16 protein-coding genes, 1 tRNA gene and 1 pseudogene are annotated in these 16,158 nt (G+C 71.2%); 9 read left to right on the forward strand and 9 right to left on the reverse strand.

Annotated features, from left to right (window positions below; genetic code table 11):
- Positions 1–56 precede the first annotated feature (56 nt).
- The gene (locus tag N8I86_RS31680) at positions 57–803 is read left to right on the forward strand and encodes a cobalt-precorrin-6A reductase (protein WP_263279299.1); all 747 of its coding nucleotides are present in this window, start codon (positions 57–59) and stop codon (positions 801–803) included.
- A gap of 49 nt (positions 804–852) precedes the next feature.
- Here the strand turns inward: N8I86_RS31680 and cobF are convergent, their stop codons facing one another.
- Positions 853–1,626: a precorrin-6A synthase (deacetylating) gene (cobF, locus tag N8I86_RS31685; RefSeq protein WP_263280181.1), complete on the reverse strand. Its 774-nt coding sequence runs from the start codon at positions 1,624–1,626 to the stop codon at positions 853–855.
- Between the two features lie 300 nt (positions 1,627–1,926).
- Positions 1,927–2,199, reverse strand: a pseudogene (locus N8I86_RS31690) (DUF309 domain-containing protein); the annotation flags it as partial.
- Between the two features lie 116 nt (positions 2,200–2,315).
- On the opposite strand from N8I86_RS31690, the gene N8I86_RS31695 reads away from it, so the two are divergent.
- From N8I86_RS31695 to N8I86_RS31710, 4 genes are all read left to right on the forward strand, one after another.
- Positions 2,316–2,392: transfer RNA gene (locus tag N8I86_RS31695), tRNA-Pro, on the forward strand.
- Positions 2,393–2,606: 214 nt separating this feature from the next.
- Positions 2,607–2,882: a hypothetical protein gene (locus N8I86_RS31700; RefSeq protein ID WP_093698146.1), complete on the forward strand. Its 276-nt coding sequence runs from the start codon at positions 2,607–2,609 to the stop codon at positions 2,880–2,882.
- A 15-nt stretch (positions 2,883–2,897) separates the two neighbouring features.
- Entirely contained in the window at positions 2,898–3,098 is a 201-nt protein-coding gene (locus N8I86_RS31705; RefSeq protein WP_260148880.1) for a hypothetical protein, read from the forward strand.
- A 240-nt stretch (positions 3,099–3,338) separates the two neighbouring features.
- Complete coding sequence (locus N8I86_RS31710) at positions 3,339–4,811, forward strand: sialidase family protein (RefSeq protein WP_073891358.1); 1,473 nt, start codon at positions 3,339–3,341, stop codon at positions 4,809–4,811.
- Positions 4,812–4,848: 37 nt separating this feature from the next.
- On the opposite strand, the gene N8I86_RS31715 is transcribed toward N8I86_RS31710, so the two are convergent.
- The 5 genes from N8I86_RS31715 to N8I86_RS31735 all read right to left on the reverse strand — a co-directional run bounded on the left by N8I86_RS31715 (position 4,849) and on the right by N8I86_RS31735 (position 10,583).
- Positions 4,849–6,228 carry a cellulase family glycosylhydrolase gene (locus N8I86_RS31715; protein ID WP_263279300.1) on the reverse strand — a complete coding sequence of 460 codons (1,380 nt, stop codon included), beginning with the start codon at positions 6,226–6,228 and terminating at the stop codon, positions 4,849–4,851.
- 109 nt (positions 6,229–6,337) lie between these two features.
- Positions 6,338–7,225 (reverse strand): carbohydrate ABC transporter permease, encoded by an 888-nt coding sequence (locus N8I86_RS31720; RefSeq protein WP_263279301.1) that lies wholly within the window; start codon positions 7,223–7,225, stop codon positions 6,338–6,340.
- Complete coding sequence (locus N8I86_RS31725; RefSeq protein ID WP_263279302.1) at positions 7,222–8,199, reverse strand: carbohydrate ABC transporter permease; 978 nt, start codon at positions 8,197–8,199, stop codon at positions 7,222–7,224. The genes N8I86_RS31720 and N8I86_RS31725 overlap by 4 nt, the downstream gene beginning before the upstream one ends.
- 8 nt (positions 8,200–8,207) lie before the next feature.
- Positions 8,208–9,521, reverse strand: a complete 1,314-nt coding sequence (locus N8I86_RS31730) for an ABC transporter substrate-binding protein (protein ID WP_263279303.1) — start codon at positions 9,519–9,521, stop codon at positions 8,208–8,210.
- Positions 9,522–9,791: 270 nt separating this feature from the next.
- A complete protein-coding gene (locus tag N8I86_RS31735; RefSeq protein WP_263279304.1) occupies positions 9,792–10,583 on the reverse strand; it encodes a GntR family transcriptional regulator in 792 nt (263 codons plus the stop codon).
- A 189-nt stretch (positions 10,584–10,772) separates the two neighbouring features.
- On the opposite strand from N8I86_RS31735, the gene N8I86_RS31740 reads away from it, so the two are divergent.
- From N8I86_RS31740 to N8I86_RS31755, 4 genes are all read left to right on the forward strand, one after another.
- Entirely contained in the window at positions 10,773–11,792 is a 1,020-nt protein-coding gene (locus N8I86_RS31740) for a sugar ABC transporter substrate-binding protein (protein WP_073891346.1), read from the forward strand.
- Complete coding sequence (locus tag N8I86_RS31745) at positions 11,792–12,868, forward strand: ABC transporter permease (protein WP_123440394.1); 1,077 nt, start codon at positions 11,792–11,794, stop codon at positions 12,866–12,868. The genes N8I86_RS31740 and N8I86_RS31745 overlap by 1 nt, the downstream gene beginning before the upstream one ends.
- Before the next feature lie 3 nt (positions 12,869–12,871).
- Positions 12,872–13,783: an ATP-binding cassette domain-containing protein gene (locus tag N8I86_RS31750; RefSeq protein WP_263279305.1), complete on the forward strand. Its 912-nt coding sequence runs from the start codon at positions 12,872–12,874 to the stop codon at positions 13,781–13,783.
- A 139-nt stretch (positions 13,784–13,922) separates the two neighbouring features.
- Complete coding sequence (locus N8I86_RS31755; protein ID WP_263279306.1) at positions 13,923–14,123, forward strand: hypothetical protein; 201 nt, start codon at positions 13,923–13,925, stop codon at positions 14,121–14,123.
- 138 nt (positions 14,124–14,261) lie between these two features.
- On the opposite strand, the gene N8I86_RS31760 is transcribed toward N8I86_RS31755, so the two are convergent.
- Both N8I86_RS31760 and N8I86_RS31765 read right to left on the reverse strand, forming a co-directional pair.
- Entirely contained in the window at positions 14,262–15,266 is a 1,005-nt protein-coding gene (locus tag N8I86_RS31760) for a Gfo/Idh/MocA family protein (RefSeq protein ID WP_263279307.1), read from the reverse strand.
- A 106-nt stretch (positions 15,267–15,372) separates the two neighbouring features.
- Complete coding sequence (locus N8I86_RS31765) at positions 15,373–16,158, reverse strand: SDR family oxidoreductase (RefSeq protein ID WP_263279308.1); 786 nt, start codon at positions 16,156–16,158, stop codon at positions 15,373–15,375.

The following is a 16,158-nucleotide window of genomic DNA, read 5'->3' on the forward strand; positions in this document are numbered from 1 at the left end:
GACCGTAGCGACCCGGGCGGCGGAACGCGCCGCACCACCTCGGTACGCTCACCCCCATGCCCCCGCACGTCCTGATCCTCGGCGGCACCACCGAGGCCCGCCGTCTCGCCGCGGAACTCGCCGCCCGCCCCGGCGTCCGGGTCACCACCTCGCTGGCCGGCCGCGTCGCCCGGCCGGGCGCGCTGGCGGGCGAGGTCCGGACCGGCGGCTTCGGCGGCGCCGAGGGCCTCGCCGACTGGCTGCGCGCCCACCGGGTGGACGCCCTGGTCGACGCCACCCATCCGTTCGCCGGGACGATCACGGCCAACGCGGCCCGGGCGGCGGCGGCCACCGGGGTCCCCGCGGTCGTCCTGCGCCGCCCCGGCTGGTGTGCCGGCCCCGGCGACGACTGGACCTCCGTCCCCTCCCTCGACGCGGCCGCCCGGGCGCTGCCAAGTTTCGGCCGCCGGGTCTTCCTCAGCACCGGACGCCTGGGCCTCGCGGCCTTCGCCCCTCTGACGGACCGGCACTTCGTCGTCCGGTCGGTCGACCCGCCCGGACCGCCGCTGCCCCCGGACGCCGAAGTGATCCTGGCCCGCGGCCCGTTCACGGTGGCCGACGAGACGGAACTGCTCCGCGCCCACCGGATCGACGTCCTGGTCACGAAGGACAGCGGAGGCGAGGCGACGTCCGCGAAACTCACGGCGGCCCGGGACCTCCGCCTGCCCGTGCTCGTCGTACGCCGTCCCGCCCTCCCCTCCGGCGTGCGCACGGCGGCCGACGTCCCGGCCGCCCTGACGGCGCTGGGGCTCACCCCGGGATGACGACCGGGCCCGGGGGAGCGCGGTGCGGTCCCGGCCGCGCGCGACGCGGTCAGTCCTCCGTGGTGTTCCTGCGGAGCAGATAGGTGTCCATGATCCAGCCCTTGCGTTCGCGGGCCTCGGCACGCAGCCGCTCGATGCGGGGTCCGGCCTCGGCGATCGGGCCGGAGACGAGGATCTCGTCCGGGGTGCCGATGTAGGCCCCCCAGTAGATGTCCATGTCCTCGTCGGCGTACCGCCGGAACGCCTGGTGGGCGTCCAGCATCACGACCACGTCGTCCACCCCCGGCGGGAAGCCCTCGGACAGCCGCCGACCGGTGGTGATCTGCACCGGCCGGGCCACCCGGTTCAGACCCGTGCGGTGCCGGGCCACCAGCGAGGAGACACTGCTGATGCCGGGCACCACGTCGTACGCGAAGGCCACCCGGCCGGCCGCCAGCACGTCCTGGAGGATCCCCAGCGTGCTGTCGTACAGCGCGGGATCCCCCCACACCAGGAACGCGCCGGTGCCGTCCTCGCCCAGCTCCTCGGCGATCAGCCGCTCGTAGATCCCGGCGCGCGCACTGCGCCAGTCCTCCACGGCGGGCGAGTACGCCGCCCCGCCGGCCTTGCGGTCCCGCTCCGGATCCCGGGCCTCCACCAGGCGGTACGACCCCTCGGCCAGATGTGCGTCCAGGATGTCCCGGCGGAGCTGGGTCAGGTCGTTCTTCACCTCGCCCTTGTCCAGCAGGAAGAACACGTCCGTGCTCCGCAGTGCCTTGACCGCCTGCAGGGTCAGCTGGTCGGGGTCGCCCGCGCCGATACCGATGACATGAATCTTTCGCACGCCCCGAGTCTGCCGCATGCTCATGACGAGCCGCTCACCGCCTCGGCGGGCCCGGTCAGCGGGGCTCGCGCCACCCGAGCCGGGGCGCCTCGTCGCGGGCGTCCACCGGCCCGGTCCCCCGGCCACGCGTCCGGCCAGCTCCCGCGCCCAGCGGGCGAGCCCGGCGAGATCCAGCCCGTACGGCCGGTCCTCGCCCCGCTGTGACTCCCACTCCTCGACCGCGCCCGCGCCCCGTCGCAGCAGGCGCGCCCCGCCGACGGTGTTCCCGCGTGCCGCGTGCGTGAGCCCCACCGCCAGCTGGGCCAGCCCCCGCCACAGGGTCCGCTCGTCCTGCGGGCCCGACTTCCAGGCGTCCTCGAACACCTCGTGCGCGTGGAACGGCCGGCCCGCGTCCAGCAGCGCCTGCGCCTCCGCGACCGTCTCCAGCGGCGCCCGTACGACACCCTCCGGCTGCCGGGCCACGCCGTCGGCGCCGTGCGGCAGCGGCCGGCCCAGTCCGTCCCGGGGCCGCGCGTTGCGGGCCCGCCCGTCCTCGTCCCGGTCCCTGGCGCGGGCACCGCCCTCACTGGTCATACGCCGATTGTCCCCCGGCGCCCCGCAACGTCCCGCGAGGCCCTCTTCGGCGCACCCCCGGACGTGGGGTAAAGTTCTGTTCGCGCGATCACGCGGGTCACCGCGAGTGAGCGCATCGGGACGTGGCGCAGCTTGGTAGCGCACTTGACTGGGGGTCAAGGGGTCGCAGGTTCAAATCCTGTCGTCCCGACCATGCTTTTCGCAGGTCGGAGGCCGTTCTCTCCTGAGGGGGAGGACGGTCTTCCGTGCGTCCGGGCCCGGGACGCCCGCAGGACGGGCGGGGGAGAGGGTGCGACGCTTAAGTGACGGGCCGCGAGCAGAGGTCCGCGTGCGTCCCGCCCGGTACGGGGGCATCGTCTCCGGCCGGGGAGGCGCGACAACGACGCCTGGAGAGCAGGTGGTTGCCCATGCGCAGTCCGACCCGCACAGCCGGTGTCCTCGCCGCACTGGCCCTCACCCTCGGCGGTGCCGTCCTCACCGCCCCCGCGGCCCGGGCGGACATCCCCGCCTGCACGCAGATGGCCACGCAGGCCGGTGCCACCGCCTCCGACTCCGTCACCGCGGCCTGCGGCCGAGGCGTGGTCGGAGACCTGCAGGGCTGTGTGACCGGGCTGACCGGGGCCGGGGTGGCGGGCGGCGCCGCGAACGGTGCCTGCCGGGCGGCGGCCCACGAACCGCGATAGGAGGAAGTCATGCGCATGCGAAGGATTCTGGGCCTCGCCCTGGCCGCGGCCACACTCGCCGGCATCAGCGCGCTCGGCGCGGTCGGCGCCGCGGCCGCCTCGTCCCCGAACATGACCAGGGACGAGTGCACGGCCGCCGGCGGACAGGTCACGGCACGCCCCTACGCCGGCTACGTCTGCGCGCTGCCCGACGGGACCACGCAGTCGATCACGTGATCTTCCCGTAGAAGTCGCACGGCCGAGGAGCCGACCGGCGGTACACCGCCGGTCGGCTCCGCCGTGCCCGCCCACGCCTCCGGGGAGGGCTCCGCCGTTCGGCCCATCAAGGGCTTCGGCCCCGGCGCCGAGAAGGATCAGGCGGAGTCGTCCCACTCCTGAGTTCCGGTACACCTCCGCGCCCTCGGCCGCCCCGACGACGGCGGCCCCGCACCCCCGCCGGCCCGGAGGAGATCCCGCATGCGCGTCCTCGCGCCCCTGACCGCCGTCACCACCGCCGCGCTCCTGCTCGTCACCGCCACCGGCGCTCCTCCCGCCGCGGCGGACGCGAACGCCGGCGGCTCCCCCCTGGTCAGGGTGGCCCAGGGCGACCCGTACGCGCGCTGCACCATCGGCGCGAGAGACGCCGCCAGCGTCGTCTACCCGGGCACCGAGGTCGAGCCGTACCTGTCCGTCGATCCGCGCGACACGAGGCGCGTGGTCACCGTGTTCCAGCAGGACCGCTGGAACGACGGTGGCGCCCGCGGCCTGGCGGCGTCCTGGACCAAGGACGGCCGCACCTTCCACCGGAGCACGCTGCCGTTCAGCCTGTGCGCCCCCGGCGGCGCGGACTACGAACGGGCCACCGACCCGTGGGTGAGCACCGGACCGGACGGCACCGTCTACGCCGGCGGAGAGGGCGTCGACTTCACGAGGAGCACCCGCAGCGCCCTCCTGGCCGCCACGTCCCGCGACGGGGGCCGCACCTGGCGCAACCTCACCACCACCCACGTCGACGAGCAGCCGTTCTTCAACGACAAGCCCTCGATCACCGCCGATCCGATCCGCAAGGGCACGGCCTACCAGGTCTGGGACCGCCTCGACAACGACCCGCCCGGCCCCAGCTCCCTCGACGGGCCGGGCTACCTCTCCGTCACCCGCGACGGCGGCCGCACCTGGAGCGCGGCCCGGCGGTTCGTCGACACCAGCGCCGTGCCCAACACCCAGACCATCGGCCATCTGATCGTCGTCGACCGGCGCACCGGCACCCTTTACGACTTCTTCGACCGGATCACCCTCGCCGACGACCTGAGCACCGTCCTCGAAGCCCACTACGCGGTGGTCACCTCGACCGACGCCGGACAGACCTGGAGCGCCCCGGTCACCGTGGCCCGGGACACCTCCGTACCGGAGGTCGACCCCAACGACCCCGGCAAGCCGCTGCGCGCCGCCGCGACCCTGCCCAGCCCGGCGATCGACCCCAGGACGGGCACGCTGTACATGGCCTACGAGGGCTCGGACTTCTCCGGCGGCAGGTTCGACTCCGTCCAGCTGGTGCGCTCCACCGACGGCGGACGCACCTGGGGGAGTCCCGAGCTGATCAGCCCGCGGGAGGTGCCGGCGTTCTCGCCGTCGATCGCGGTCGACGAGCGCGGCACGGTCGCGCTCACCTACTACGACCTCCGCTTCCTCAGGCCGGGCGACACCACCACCCTGCCCACCGCCTACCAGCTGGCCACCCTGCCGCACGGCGACCCGGGACGCCGGACCGAACGGCGGATCTCACGGGTCTTCGACTGGCTGCAGGCGCCGTTCGCCGGGGGCTACTTCCTCGGCGACTACCAAGGTCTGGTGGCGGACGGCAAGGGGGTGCGGGCGGTGCTCACCGAGACCCACTCCGGCACACCGCGGAACCGTACGGACGTGTACTCCGGCAGGTTCCGCACCGGGTGACGGTGCGGAGCCCGTGCGGCCCGGGTGCCGCCCCGCGTCAGCCGCGCTCGACGGTGACCGTCACCCGGCTGCCGGGGACGGCCAGGACCCGGGCCCGTCCGTCCGGTCCGCGTACGACGGCCGCGCGGCCACCGGCCCTGATCCGCCAGGCGCCCGGCGGCACGGAGAGCACGGACACCCGCGAGCCGCGCGGGAACGCACGGTAGGCCAGCCGGTACACACCCCGCCCGGCGTCGTACGCGGCGGACACGTCGGTGCCCGCGACGCTCTCCGCGTACGGCTCCGCGGTCAGCTCCTTGTTGGGCCGGAAGGCACCGGTGTCGTCGACCGCGCAGTATCCGCCGCCGTAGCACCAGACATAGCCCGCCCAGCCGGCGGCGTAACGGCCCAGGGAGGCCATGGCGTCCCGGTAGAAGCGGTTCATGTGCGGCAGGGTGCTGTCGAGCGGCCCCCACTCGCCGACGACGACCGGCACCCGGTACCGCTTCGGGTACGCGGTGACGGCCCGCTGGTACGCCTCGATCCAGCCGGCGCCGGGGTCGTAGTCGGAGCCCGCCTCCATCGCGGAGTCGTAGAAGTGCGGCGCGTACACGACGCGCGGGTCGTCGACCCGGCCGAGGCCGGTCGGTACGCCCTCGCCGACGATCGGCGTGGGCTCCACGAACACCCAGGCGTCCCGGTCGGCCGAACGCACCGCGTCGGCGAGACGGTTGTACATGGGGGTCAGCTGATCGCGTTCGACGCGGCGGGCCGCCGTCGCCAGGTCCTCGCCCGGACGCGCCTCACCCATCGGCTCGTTGATCAGGTCGTAGCCGAGCACGGCCGGGTGGCGGGCGAAGCGGGCGGCGAGGACCCGCCACATCCGTACCTGGGCGGCGCGCAGGTCCCGGTCCTCGTAGAGGTGGGTGAAGGCGCGCTGCACGGCGGGCTCGAAGTACTCGGCGAACCAGTCGTCCGGATGCGCGGTGAACGGCAGTCCGTCGGTCCGGGTCGCCCACTCGGGGATGCCGCGGTGGCCGAAGGCCGGGCCGAAGACGTCCTGGTGGGCGTCGATCACGACCTTCACGCCGTACCGGTCGGCCCAGTTCAGGATGCGCCCGATCCTGTGCAGGTAGCTCCGGCTGTACTGTCCCGGCCTCGGCTCCAGGTCGTCCCAGAAGACCAGCAGCCGGGCGAAGTCGAAGCCCTCGGCCCGCATGTCGCGCAGATGACGCTCGGTGATGCCGGTCAGGGCCTCCTCGCCCCGGTGCGTCTTGTCCTCGATGTTCCAGCCGCGCAGGGTGAGGACCCGCCCCTGCCGGTCGGTGAGCGGGGGGATTCCCGGCTCGGCCTCCGGGGTCTTCGGTGAGGCGTGGGCGGTGGCGGGGACGAGCAGCGCGGCGACGACCGCGGCGGCCGTCAGTGACGCTCGCAGCACGGTGAACCTCCGGTCCGGCGGTGTCCGTTCGTGCCGCGCATCCCACCAGCCGCCGCCGCACTCTTCAAGTGCCGTGCATCAGAAGCCTGTTGCAGGAACCGGTGTCGGCTCAGCCCTTGCTGGAGCCCAGGGTCAGGCCGCTGACGAACTGGCGCTGGAGCACGAAGTAGACGACCAGCGTCGGGATCGCGGTCAGCAGGGCACCCGCGGCGACCAGGTTGGGGTCGGTGAAGTACTGGCCGGAGAGGTTGTTCAGGGCCGAGGTGATCGGCATGTTCTCACCGGTCGAGATCAGCACCAGCGCCCAGAAGAAGTCGTTGTAGATCCAGATCGACAGCAGGGTCGCGAGGGCAGCCATCGCCGGCTTGCACAGCGGCAGGGTGATCTGCCAGTACAGTCGCCACACCGACGCGCCGTCGACCAGCGCGGCCTCGGTCAGTTCGTGGGGCAGCGAGCGCATGTAGTTGCTCAGCACGAACGCGCAGAACCCGGACTGGAACGCCACATGGATGAGGACCAGGCCGAGGGCGGAGTCGTACAGCTTGCCGCTCGCCGTGACCCCCGGCAGATCGGTGAGCAGGTACAGCCGGTACAGCGGGGTGATGATGACCTGCTGCGGGAGCAGGTTGCCGGCCGTGAAGACCAGCAGCAGCGCCAGGTTGACCCGGAAGTCGAATCGGCTGACGTAGAAGGCGACGCAGGAGGACAGGAACAGGGTCAGCAGCACGGCCGGGATCGCGATGATCAACGTGTTGCCGAAGTAGTGCGTCATGTCCGACTGCTCGAACGCGTGGGTGAAATTGTCGAAGTTCAGCGTGTCCGGCCAGGAGACGTAACCCTTCGCGCTGGTCTCGCTGTACGGGCGCAGCGCGGAGAACACCGCCCACAGCAGGGGCGCGAGCCAGGCGAGGGCGGTGCCCGCGAGGAAGACGTGCAGCAGGACGCGGGCCGGGCGGATCGGGGCGCGCCGCTTCGACGGGACGGTGGTGCCGCTCATGCCCGCCGCTCCTTCCGGAAGGTGGCGATCAGATAGGGGATGATCACCGCGAGCGAGATCACCAGCAGGACGACGGCGATGGCGGAGCCGTAACCGATGCGGCTGGACTCGCCGATGATGTTGTTGGTGACCAGGATCGACAGCAACTCGGTGCCCTGGGCACCCTTGTTGAAGACGAAGACCAGGTCGAAGGCGCGCAGCGCCTCGATGATGGTGACGACGAGGACGACGGTGTTGGTCGGGCGCAGGGTGGGGAAGATGACGCTCTTGAACGTCTGCCACTCGTTGGCGCCGTCCAGCGCGGAGGCCTCGCGCAGCGACGGGTCCACGCTCTTCAGTCCGGCCAGGTAGAGGATCATCATGTAGCCGGTGTGCCGCCAGGACGCGGCGATCAGGACCGCCCACAGGTTGAGCTTCGGATCGCCGATCCAGTCGATGTAGTGGCCGGGCTTGTTGGCGCCGATGATGCTGTTGATCAGGCCCGTGTCCGGGTTGTAGACGAGCTGCCAGACGAACCCGATGCAGGCCATGGAGATGACGACCGGCAGGAAGAACGCGGTCTGGTAGACCCGGCTGAAGCGGATCCGCTTGTCCAGCTGCACCGCCAGGAAGAGGCCGAACGGCGTCGGGACCAGGATGAGGGCCACGAACCAGATGACGTTGTGCTGGACGGCGGGCCAGAACTGCGGGTTGTCGCTGAAGAGTTGGTGGAAGTTGTCCAGGCCCACCCATCTGATCGAGTCGAACCCGATGCCGTCCCAGGTGGTGAAGGCGAGGAGGATCGAGGCGATCGCGGTGACCCATACGAGGGCCACGTGCAGGATCGTGGGCACGCCCGCCATCACGGCGAGCGTGATGCGGTCACGGCGGGTCAGCAGGCGCTGTTGGCCGTTCGTGCCCCGCTTCCTCGCAGGCGCGGTGCCCGGAGGCGGCGGCGCCGCCTCCGGGCTCTTCGTCGTCGTGTCGGTCGTCATGGGGCTGCTCATGCGGAGGCGAAGATCGTCTTCTTCTGGCGCTCGATGGACGACAGCAGGCTGTCCACGCCCTTGGGGTTCTGGAGGAACTTCTGCAGGCCGGGCTGCATCACCGTGGAGGTGAAGTCGGGCCGGCTGTCGCGGTCCATGAACTGGGTAAGGCTCTTGGCGCCGCCGATCATCTCGAACGCCTTCTTCTGGAGCGCCGAGTACGACGACGTGTCGGCCTTGCCGGCGGCGGCGACCACGCTCGGGTCGGTCTTCAGGTAGAGCTCCTCGGCCGCCGGGGAGCCGAGGTACTCCAGCAGCTTGACCACGCCCGCGTGGTTCTTCGGGGACTTGCTCACCATGAAGCCGTCGGTCGGTGCCTCGACCGTGTCCTGGCCGTACGCGGAGTTCAGCTCCGGGAAGGGGAAGAAGTCGAGGTCGTCCAGGGCGGCCTTGTCGGTGAACTGCTGCGCCACGAACGAGCCGAGGACGTACATGCCGGCCTGCTTCGCGACCAGGGTCTGCGCGGCGTCCTGCCAGGTGCGGCCCATGAAGCCGTCCTGGTGGTAGGGGAGGATCTCGGTCCAGTGGTCGAAGACGGCCTTGACCTTGGCGTCGGTCCAGGAGGCCTTCCCGGCCATCAGCTGGACGTGGAAGTCGTAGCCGTTCAGGCGGAAGTTGATCTGGTCGAAGGTGCCCATCGCCGGCCAGGCGTCCTTGTCGCCGAAGGCCAGCGGGACCAGGCCGTCCTTCTTCATCCGCTTCAGCAGGGCGACGAAGTCGTCCCAGGTGGCGGGGACTTCGTAGCCGTGCTGCTGGAAGACGCTCTTGCGGTAGAAGACCGCCCACGGGTACGTCGTCATCGGCACGAAGTAGTACTTGCCGTCCTCGCCCTTGCTGAGCTTCTTCATCGCCTCGGGGAAGTTGTCCCCGATCTTCGCCCAGACGTCGTCGATGGGCGTGGCCAGCTTCTTCGCCGCGAAGAACTGCATGCGGTAGCCGGCGAACCAGTTGAACACGTCGTCCGGCGTGCCCTGCAGATACGAGTTGATCTGCTCCTGGAAGGTGTTGTGGTCCTTCGTGTTGACATCGACGGTGATGCCGGACTGCTTCCTGAAGGCCGCGTAGACACTCTCGAAGGCCTTCTTCGGCACCGCGTCGGAGGCGTTGGAGCCCACGGTGACGGTCTTCGGGTCGGAGCCCGAACCGCTGCTTCCGCAGGCGGACAGCAGGGGTATGCCGGCACCGGCCAGCAGGGCGGCACCACCCGCTCCGCGCAGCAACGCGCGGCGGCCGGGACCCGGGACGGAAGAACCTGAGGGGGAGAGGCGCATGGCGGCTCCTGAGGAATGCAGGGTCCGGTCAAGGGGTTGAGTTGATCACCGAAAGGTCGCCGAAACCGCTCAGAAACCAACTCGACCGAACATCGTGGGCGTAATAACAGCCCCATGTCCGCTCATGCGTCAATAGGCGCGGTCGCCTTGGGGGGTCTCTTGCCCGAAACGTAATCGTCACCGTTACCTGCGTGTTCGCCGCGCCGGGAACGAAGAGGCCCCCACGGCACGGGCGGCCGTGGGGGCTGTGTGAAAGCGGGGGATTCCGGTTCAGGGTCTGACCAGCAGCTGGAACTCGAAGGCGTAGTGGGACGCCCGGTAGACGTGGCTGCCGTACTCCACCGCTCGGCCGGTGTCGTCGTAGGCCGTGCGCTCCATGGTGAGCAGGGCCGCGCCCTCCGCCTCGTCCAGCAGGGCGGCCTCCCCGGCGGTGGCGCCGCGGGCGCCCACCGACTGCCGGGCGCTGTGCAGGGTCAGGCCGGCGGACCGCAGCATCCGGTACAGCCCCGTCGACTCCAGCCGTTCCGTGGGGAGTTCGAGCAGGGGCGCGGGCAGGTAGTTGCACAGGAACGCCACCGGGCGGCCGCGGGTGCGGCGCAACCGCTCCAGCACGGTCACCTCCGCGCCCTCCGGCACGGCGAGGGCCGCCGCCACGTCGGCGGCCGCCGGGATCCGTTCGTTGCGCAGCACCCGGGTGGTCGGCCGTTGGCCGGCGGCCTCCAGGTCGTCGTAGAGGCTGCTGAGTTCCAGCGGACGCCTGACCTTGCTGTGCACCACCTGGGTGCCGACCCCGCGACGGCGCACCAGCAGCCCCTTGTCCACCAGGGACCGGATCGCCTGGCGCACGGTGGGCCGGGACAGCCCGAGCCGCACCGACAGGTCCACCTCGTTGCCGAGCAGGTTCCCCGGGGCGAGCGCCCCCTGCTCGATGGCCGACTCCAGTTGCCGGGCGAGCTGGTGGTACAGCGGGACGGGGCTCGTGCGGTCCAGGAGGAGGGGGAGTGAGGAGAGTGCGTGATCACCCGGTGCCGTTCGCTGCGGGGTGCGGTGTACTGGGCTCATGCCTCTCAGGTGTAGGGGCCGACGGGCGACGGTGTCAATCGTTTGTACGTACATTCGGACCTGCTCGTGAAATGATGTCTTAACAAAGTATTGACAGCGAGCCCGTCAGGGACTTGGATCCCGTCCCAACGCACGGCGTGCCCAAGCGCAGGCGTCCCTCCCCCGACGCACAGTGAGGTGCAAGGAAAGATGGACCGCTCTTCTCGCTCCCGCTCCCGCAGGCTGGCCCCCGTTGTGGCTGTGGCCGCCGCGGCAGCCCTCACCCTCGCCGGCTGCTCCAGCAGCTCCGGCGGCAAGAAGGCCGAGGAAGGAGCGGCGAACGCCTCCGCGGGCAAGGCCGACACCCCCCGGATGACCGTCGCGCTGGTCACCCACCAGGCACCCGGTGACACCTTCTGGGACACCGTCCGCAAGGGCGCGGAGGCCGCAGCGGCCAAGGACAACGTCAAGCTGATCTACTCCGCCGACCCGAACGCGGGCACCCAGGCCAACCTGGTGCAGAACGCCATCGACCAGAAGGTCGACGGGATCGCGATCACCCTGGCCAAGCCGGACGCCATGAAGAACGTCATCGGCAAGGCGCGGCAGGCCGGCATACCGGTCGTCGGACTGAACTCCGGTCTGAGCGACTGGAAGAAGCTGGGCCTGCTGGAGTTCTTCGGACAGGACGAGAGCGTGTCCGGCGAGGCGGTCGGCAACAAGCTCAACACCAACGGCGCCAAGAAGATCGTCTGTGTGATCCAGGAGCAGGGCAACGTCGGCCTCACCCAGCGCTGCGACGGCGTGAAGAAGACGTTCAAGGGCACCACTGAGACCCTGTACGTGAACGGCACCGACATGCCGTCCGTGAAGTCGACCATCACGGCGAAGCTCAAGCAGGACAAGTCCATCGACACCGTCGTCGCGCTCGGCGCGCCGTTCGCCCTCACCGCGGTGCAGTCGGTGGGCGACGCGGGCAGCAAGGCGAAGGTCGCCACGTTCGACCTCAACAAAGACCTGGTCAAGGCCGTACAGAAGGGAACCATCGAGTTCGCGGTCGACCAGCAGCCCTACCTCCAGGGCTATCTGGCGGTCGACTCCCTGTGGCTCTACAAGAACAACGGCAACTACAGCGGCGGCGGCGAGCAGCCGGTGCTGACCGGCCCGGCCTTCGTCGACAAGTCCAACGTCGACAAGGTCTCCGAGTTCGCCGCGAAGGGCACCCGGTGATGAGCATGGCCCAGCACGCCGAGCCGGCGGTGGGGACACCGCCGGCGCCCGGCCCCGAGCAGAGCGACGGCCGTACCACCCGGCGCCCCCTGGTGCTCCGGCTGCTGGCCCGGCCAGAGGTGGGCGTCTTCCTCGGCGCCGCCGCCGTCTTGGTCTTCTTCCTGATCGTCGCGCCCTCGGTCCGCCAGGGCAGCTCGATGGCCACGATCCTCTACCAGTCCTCGACCATCGGGATCATGGCCCTGCCCGTGGCCCTGCTGATGATCGGCGGCGAGTTCGACCTGTCGGCCGGTGTCGCGGTGATCACCTCGGCGCTCACCGCGAGCATGCTCAGCTACCAGCTGACCCTGAACGTGTGGACCGGCGTGATCGTCGCCCTGGCCGCCTCCCTCGCGGTCGGCGCCTTCAACGGCTGGATGGTGGTGAAGACCGGACTGCCCAGCTTCCTGGTCACCCTCGGCACCTTCCTGATCCTCCAGGGCGTGAACCTCGCCGTGACCAAGTCGGTCACCGGCAATGTCGCCACCGACGACATCAGCGACATGCAGGGCTTCGACCAGGCCAAGAAGATCTTCGCGTCGTCCTTCGACGTCGGCGGGGTCGAAGTGCAGATCACCGTGGTCTGGTGGCTGGTCTTCGCCGCCCTGGCCAGCTGGGTGCTGCTGCGCACCAAGTACGGCAACTGGATCTTCGCCGTCGGCGGGAACAAGGACAGCGCCCGCGCGGTCGGCGTCCCGGTCAGGTTCACCAAGATCACGCTGTTCATGCTGGTCGGCTTCGGCGCCTGGTTCGTCGGCATGCACAACCTGTTCTCGTTCAACACCGTGCAGTCGGGCGAGGGCGTCGGCCAGGAGCTCATCTACATCGCCGCGGCCGTCATCGGCGGCTGTCTGCTCACCGGCGGCTACGGCTCGGCGATCGGGCCGGTCTTCGGTGCCTTCATGTTCGGCATGGTCCAGCAGGGCATCGTCTACGCAGGCTGGAACCCCGACTGGTTCAAGGCGTTCCTCGGCGTGATGCTGCTCGGCGCCGTCCTGATCAATCTATGGGTCCAGCGCACGGCGACCCGGAGGTGACCGATGACTGACAAGACGACCGGAACCCACGGCGCCGTCCTGAAGGACGCTCCGCCCGAGGGGGATGGCCCCCTGGTCGAGCTGCGCGGAGCGGGCAAGTCCTACGGCAACGTCCGCGCGCTGCACGGCGTCGACCTGACGGTGCACGCAGGCCGGGTGACCTGCGTCCTCGGCGACAACGGCGCCGGCAAGTCCACCCTCATCAAGATCATCTCGGGTCTGCACCAGCACACCGAGGGTGAGTTCCTGGTCGACGGCGCGCCGGTGCGGTTCACCTCCCCGCGCGAGGCCCTGGACAAGGGCATCGCCACCGTCTACCAGGACCTGGCCACCGTCCCGCTGATGCCGGTGTGGCGGAACTTCTTCCTCGGCTCCGAGATGACCAGGGGACCCTGGCCCGTGCGCCGCCTCGACATCGCCCGCATGAAGCGGACGGCCGACGAGGAACTGCGCAACATGGGCATCGTCCTGAACGACCTGGAACAGCCCATCGGCACCCTCTCCGGCGGTCAGCGGCAGAGCGTGGCGATCGCCCGCGCCGTCTACTTCGGCGCCCGCGTCCTCATCCTCGACGAGCCGACGGCCGCCCTCGGCGTCAAGCAGTCCGGAGTGGTCCTGAAGTACATCGCCGCGGCCCGTGAACGCGGACTCGGCGTCATCTTCATCACCCACAACCCCCACCACGCCTACATGGTCGGCGACCACTTCAGCGTGCTGCGCCTCGGCACCCTCGAACTGTCCGCCGACCGCGCCGAGGTCGGGCTGGAGGAGCTGACCAACCACATGGCGGGCGGCGCCGAACTGGCCGCGCTCAAGCACGAACTGTCCCAGGTGCGCGGCGTCGACGTGGAGGAGCTGCCCGAGGAGGGCGACCTGACCGCGCCGGTGGCGAAGTCCCCCGAGGGCACGTCCTGACCCCGCGCCCGCCGGCCGGATCCCCCGCGGTTCCTGCGCAACCGCAGGGGATTCGGCCGGCAGGCGTACGGGAACCAAGCGGGGGCACGCGGGCGTTGTGAAGGACGACGGGGGATGCCCGCGCAGACGGGAGGACGAGATGACGCAGCGCACCGAGCCCCGGCAGAACGCCCAGGACACGGCCACCACCGACGCGGCGGCCTGGCGCGCCCACCGCTTCGGCACACTGCCCGAGCGGATACGGCCGGAGGACACGATCGAGACGAAGCCCGCCACCGTGCCGGACCCGGCCCGCGACACCTACAACCCGGACGAGTGGCTGATCCGCTACTGCGGCTGATCCGCTCCCGCGGCCGGGCCGGGCCGGGCCGGCCCGGTGCTTGGGCCGGTCCTGTGGCTGATCTGGTCCTGTGGCTGATCCGGTCCTGCGGTCGGGACGAGAGTGCGGCGCCGGGTGTCCCGGCGCCGCACCGCCCTCTCAGCCCTCCCGCACCTCCGCGAGGCTCACCGGCCGGTGCTCGCGCAGCGACAGGGTGCAGGCCTCGGCGATCCAGCCCGCCTCCAGGGCGTCCTCGATCGTGCAGGGCGAGGGCCGGGTCCCCGCCACGACCTCGGTGAACGCGGTCAGTTCGGCGCGGTAGGCGGCGGCGAACCGGTCCATGAAGAAGTCGTGCGGGGTACCTGCCGGGAAGCTCACCCCGGGCTCGACGGAGCGGAGCGGCAGCTGACCGTCCAGGCCCACGGCGATCGAGTCCCGGAAGCCGTGCAGTTCCATCCGCACGTCGTAACCCCGGCCGTTGTGACGGGAGTTGGAGACCACCGCGAGGGTGCCGTCGTCCAGGGTGAGGACCGCGCCGACGGTGTCCGCGTCGCCCGCCGCCGCGATGTAGTCGGCGCCGCGGTTGCCGCCGGCCGCGTACACCTCGGTCACCTCACGCCCCGTCACCCAGCGGATGATGTCGAAGTCGTGCACGGAGCAGTCCCGGAAGATCCCGCCGGACGCGGCGACGTACGCGGCCGGCGGCGGAGCCGGGTCCAGGGTGGTGGACCGGACCGTGTGCAGCGTGCCCAGCTCGCCCGCCCGCACGGCGGCCCGCGCGGCGGTGAAGCCCGCGTCGAAGCGGCGGTTGTAGCCGATCTGGATCGGGACACCGCTGCCGCGCACGGCCGCCAGCACTCCGACACCCTCGGCCATGGTCCGCGCCACCGGCTTCTCGCAGAAGACCGGCACGCCCGCCTCGACACCGGCGCGGATCAGCGCGGGATGGGCGCCCGTGGCGGCCGCCACGACCAGGCCGTCGACACCGGCCGAGAGGAGTGCCTCCGGCGAGTCCGCCACCTCGGCCCCGAACCGCTCGGCGGCGGCCTTGGCGGCGTCCGCGAACGGATCGGCGACGACGAGCGAGTCGACGGCGTCCAGTTCCGAGAGGGTCTCGGCGTGGAAGGCGCCGATGCGGCCCAGGCCGAGGATTCCGATGCGCATTGCTTCGCTGCTTCCTACTTGGTGGGTGAGGTCCGCCGCCGGGGTCCGGTCCCGGCCCCGTTCGTCCGCCGGGCCCACCCCGCGACGGCGGGCGGGCCGGCACGTCTCAGTCCAGCCCGCCGAGCACGTTCTGGTCCCAGTCGATCACCGAGCCGGTGACCACGCCCGACCGGTCGGACAGCAGCAGGACCACGAAGTCCGCGATCTCGTCCGGCCGGCCGAGCCTGCCCATCGGCAGCCGCTCCGCGGCCCGCTCCTGCCAGTCGTCGCCCGCGCCGTGGAAGGCGCGCTGGGTGGCGTCCTCGCCCTCCGTCGCCGTCCAGCCGATGTTCAGGCCGTTGACCCGGATCCGGTCCCAGCGATGTGCGTGCGCGACGTTCCTGGTCAAGCCCATCAGGCCCGCCTTGGCGGCCACGTACGGTGCCAGGAACGGCTGCCCGCCGTGCGCCGAGGAGGTGATCACGTTGACGATCGTGCCGGGCGCCTCGCGGGCCAGCATGTCGGCGACCGCGGCCTGCATCGCGAAGAACGGTCCCCGGAGGTTGACCGCGATGTGCTCGTCGAACAGCTCCGGCGTGGTGTCCAGCAGCGTCCCCCGGGAGGTCAGCCCCGCCGCGTTCACCAGGCAGTCGATCCGGCCGTACGCGGCCACCACCTCGGCCACCGACGCCTTCGCCTGCCCGGCGTCCGCCAGATCGGCCCGCACGTACCGCGCCTCGCCGCCGGCGTCCGCCAGCTCGGCCACCAGGGCCTCGCCCGGTCCGGGCCGGCGCGCGCCCACCGCCACCACGGCACCCTCCCGGACGGCGGCCCGCGCGATCGCGGCACCCACCCCCTGGCTGCCGCCGTTGACCAGGACGACCTTCTCCCGGAGGAGTCCGTTCAGCCCCAT

This window comes from Streptomyces albidicamelliae (assembly GCF_025642175.1).
In the GTDB taxonomy this organism is placed as follows: domain Bacteria; phylum Actinomycetota; class Actinomycetes; order Streptomycetales; family Streptomycetaceae; genus Streptomyces; species Streptomyces albidocamelliae.

Coding starts and splice junctions, on each gene's coding strand:
- N8I86_RS31680 (WP_263279299.1), top strand. CDS start 57: ATGCCCCCGCACGTCCTGATCCTCGGCGGCACCACCGAGGCCCGCCGT.
- N8I86_RS31700 (WP_093698146.1), top strand. CDS start 2,607: ATGCGCAGTCCGACCCGCACAGCCGGTGTCCTCGCCGCACTGGCCCTC.
- N8I86_RS31705 (WP_260148880.1), top strand. CDS start 2,898: ATGCGAAGGATTCTGGGCCTCGCCCTGGCCGCGGCCACACTCGCCGGC.
- N8I86_RS31710 (WP_073891358.1), top strand. CDS start 3,339: ATGCGCGTCCTCGCGCCCCTGACCGCCGTCACCACCGCCGCGCTCCTG.
- N8I86_RS31720 (WP_263279301.1), bottom strand. CDS start 7,225: ATGAGCGGCACCACCGTCCCGTCGAAGCGGCGCGCCCCGATCCGCCCG.
- N8I86_RS31725 (WP_263279302.1), bottom strand. CDS start 8,199: ATGACGACCGACACGACGACGAAGAGCCCGGAGGCGGCGCCGCCGCCT.
- N8I86_RS31730 (WP_263279303.1), bottom strand. CDS start 9,521: ATGCGCCTCTCCCCCTCAGGTTCTTCCGTCCCGGGTCCCGGCCGCCGC.
- N8I86_RS31735 (WP_263279304.1), bottom strand. CDS start 10,583: ATGAGCCCAGTACACCGCACCCCGCAGCGAACGGCACCGGGTGATCAC.
- N8I86_RS31740 (WP_073891346.1), top strand. CDS start 10,773: ATGGACCGCTCTTCTCGCTCCCGCTCCCGCAGGCTGGCCCCCGTTGTG.
- N8I86_RS31745 (WP_123440394.1), top strand. CDS start 11,792: ATGAGCATGGCCCAGCACGCCGAGCCGGCGGTGGGGACACCGCCGGCG.
- N8I86_RS31750 (WP_263279305.1), top strand. CDS start 12,872: ATGACTGACAAGACGACCGGAACCCACGGCGCCGTCCTGAAGGACGCT.
- N8I86_RS31755 (WP_263279306.1), top strand. CDS start 13,923: ATGACGCAGCGCACCGAGCCCCGGCAGAACGCCCAGGACACGGCCACC.
- N8I86_RS31760 (WP_263279307.1), bottom strand. CDS start 15,266: ATGCGCATCGGAATCCTCGGCCTGGGCCGCATCGGCGCCTTCCACGCC.
- N8I86_RS31765 (WP_263279308.1), bottom strand. CDS start 16,158: ATGGGGCTGAACGGACTCCTCCGGGAGAAGGTCGTCCTGGTCAACGGC.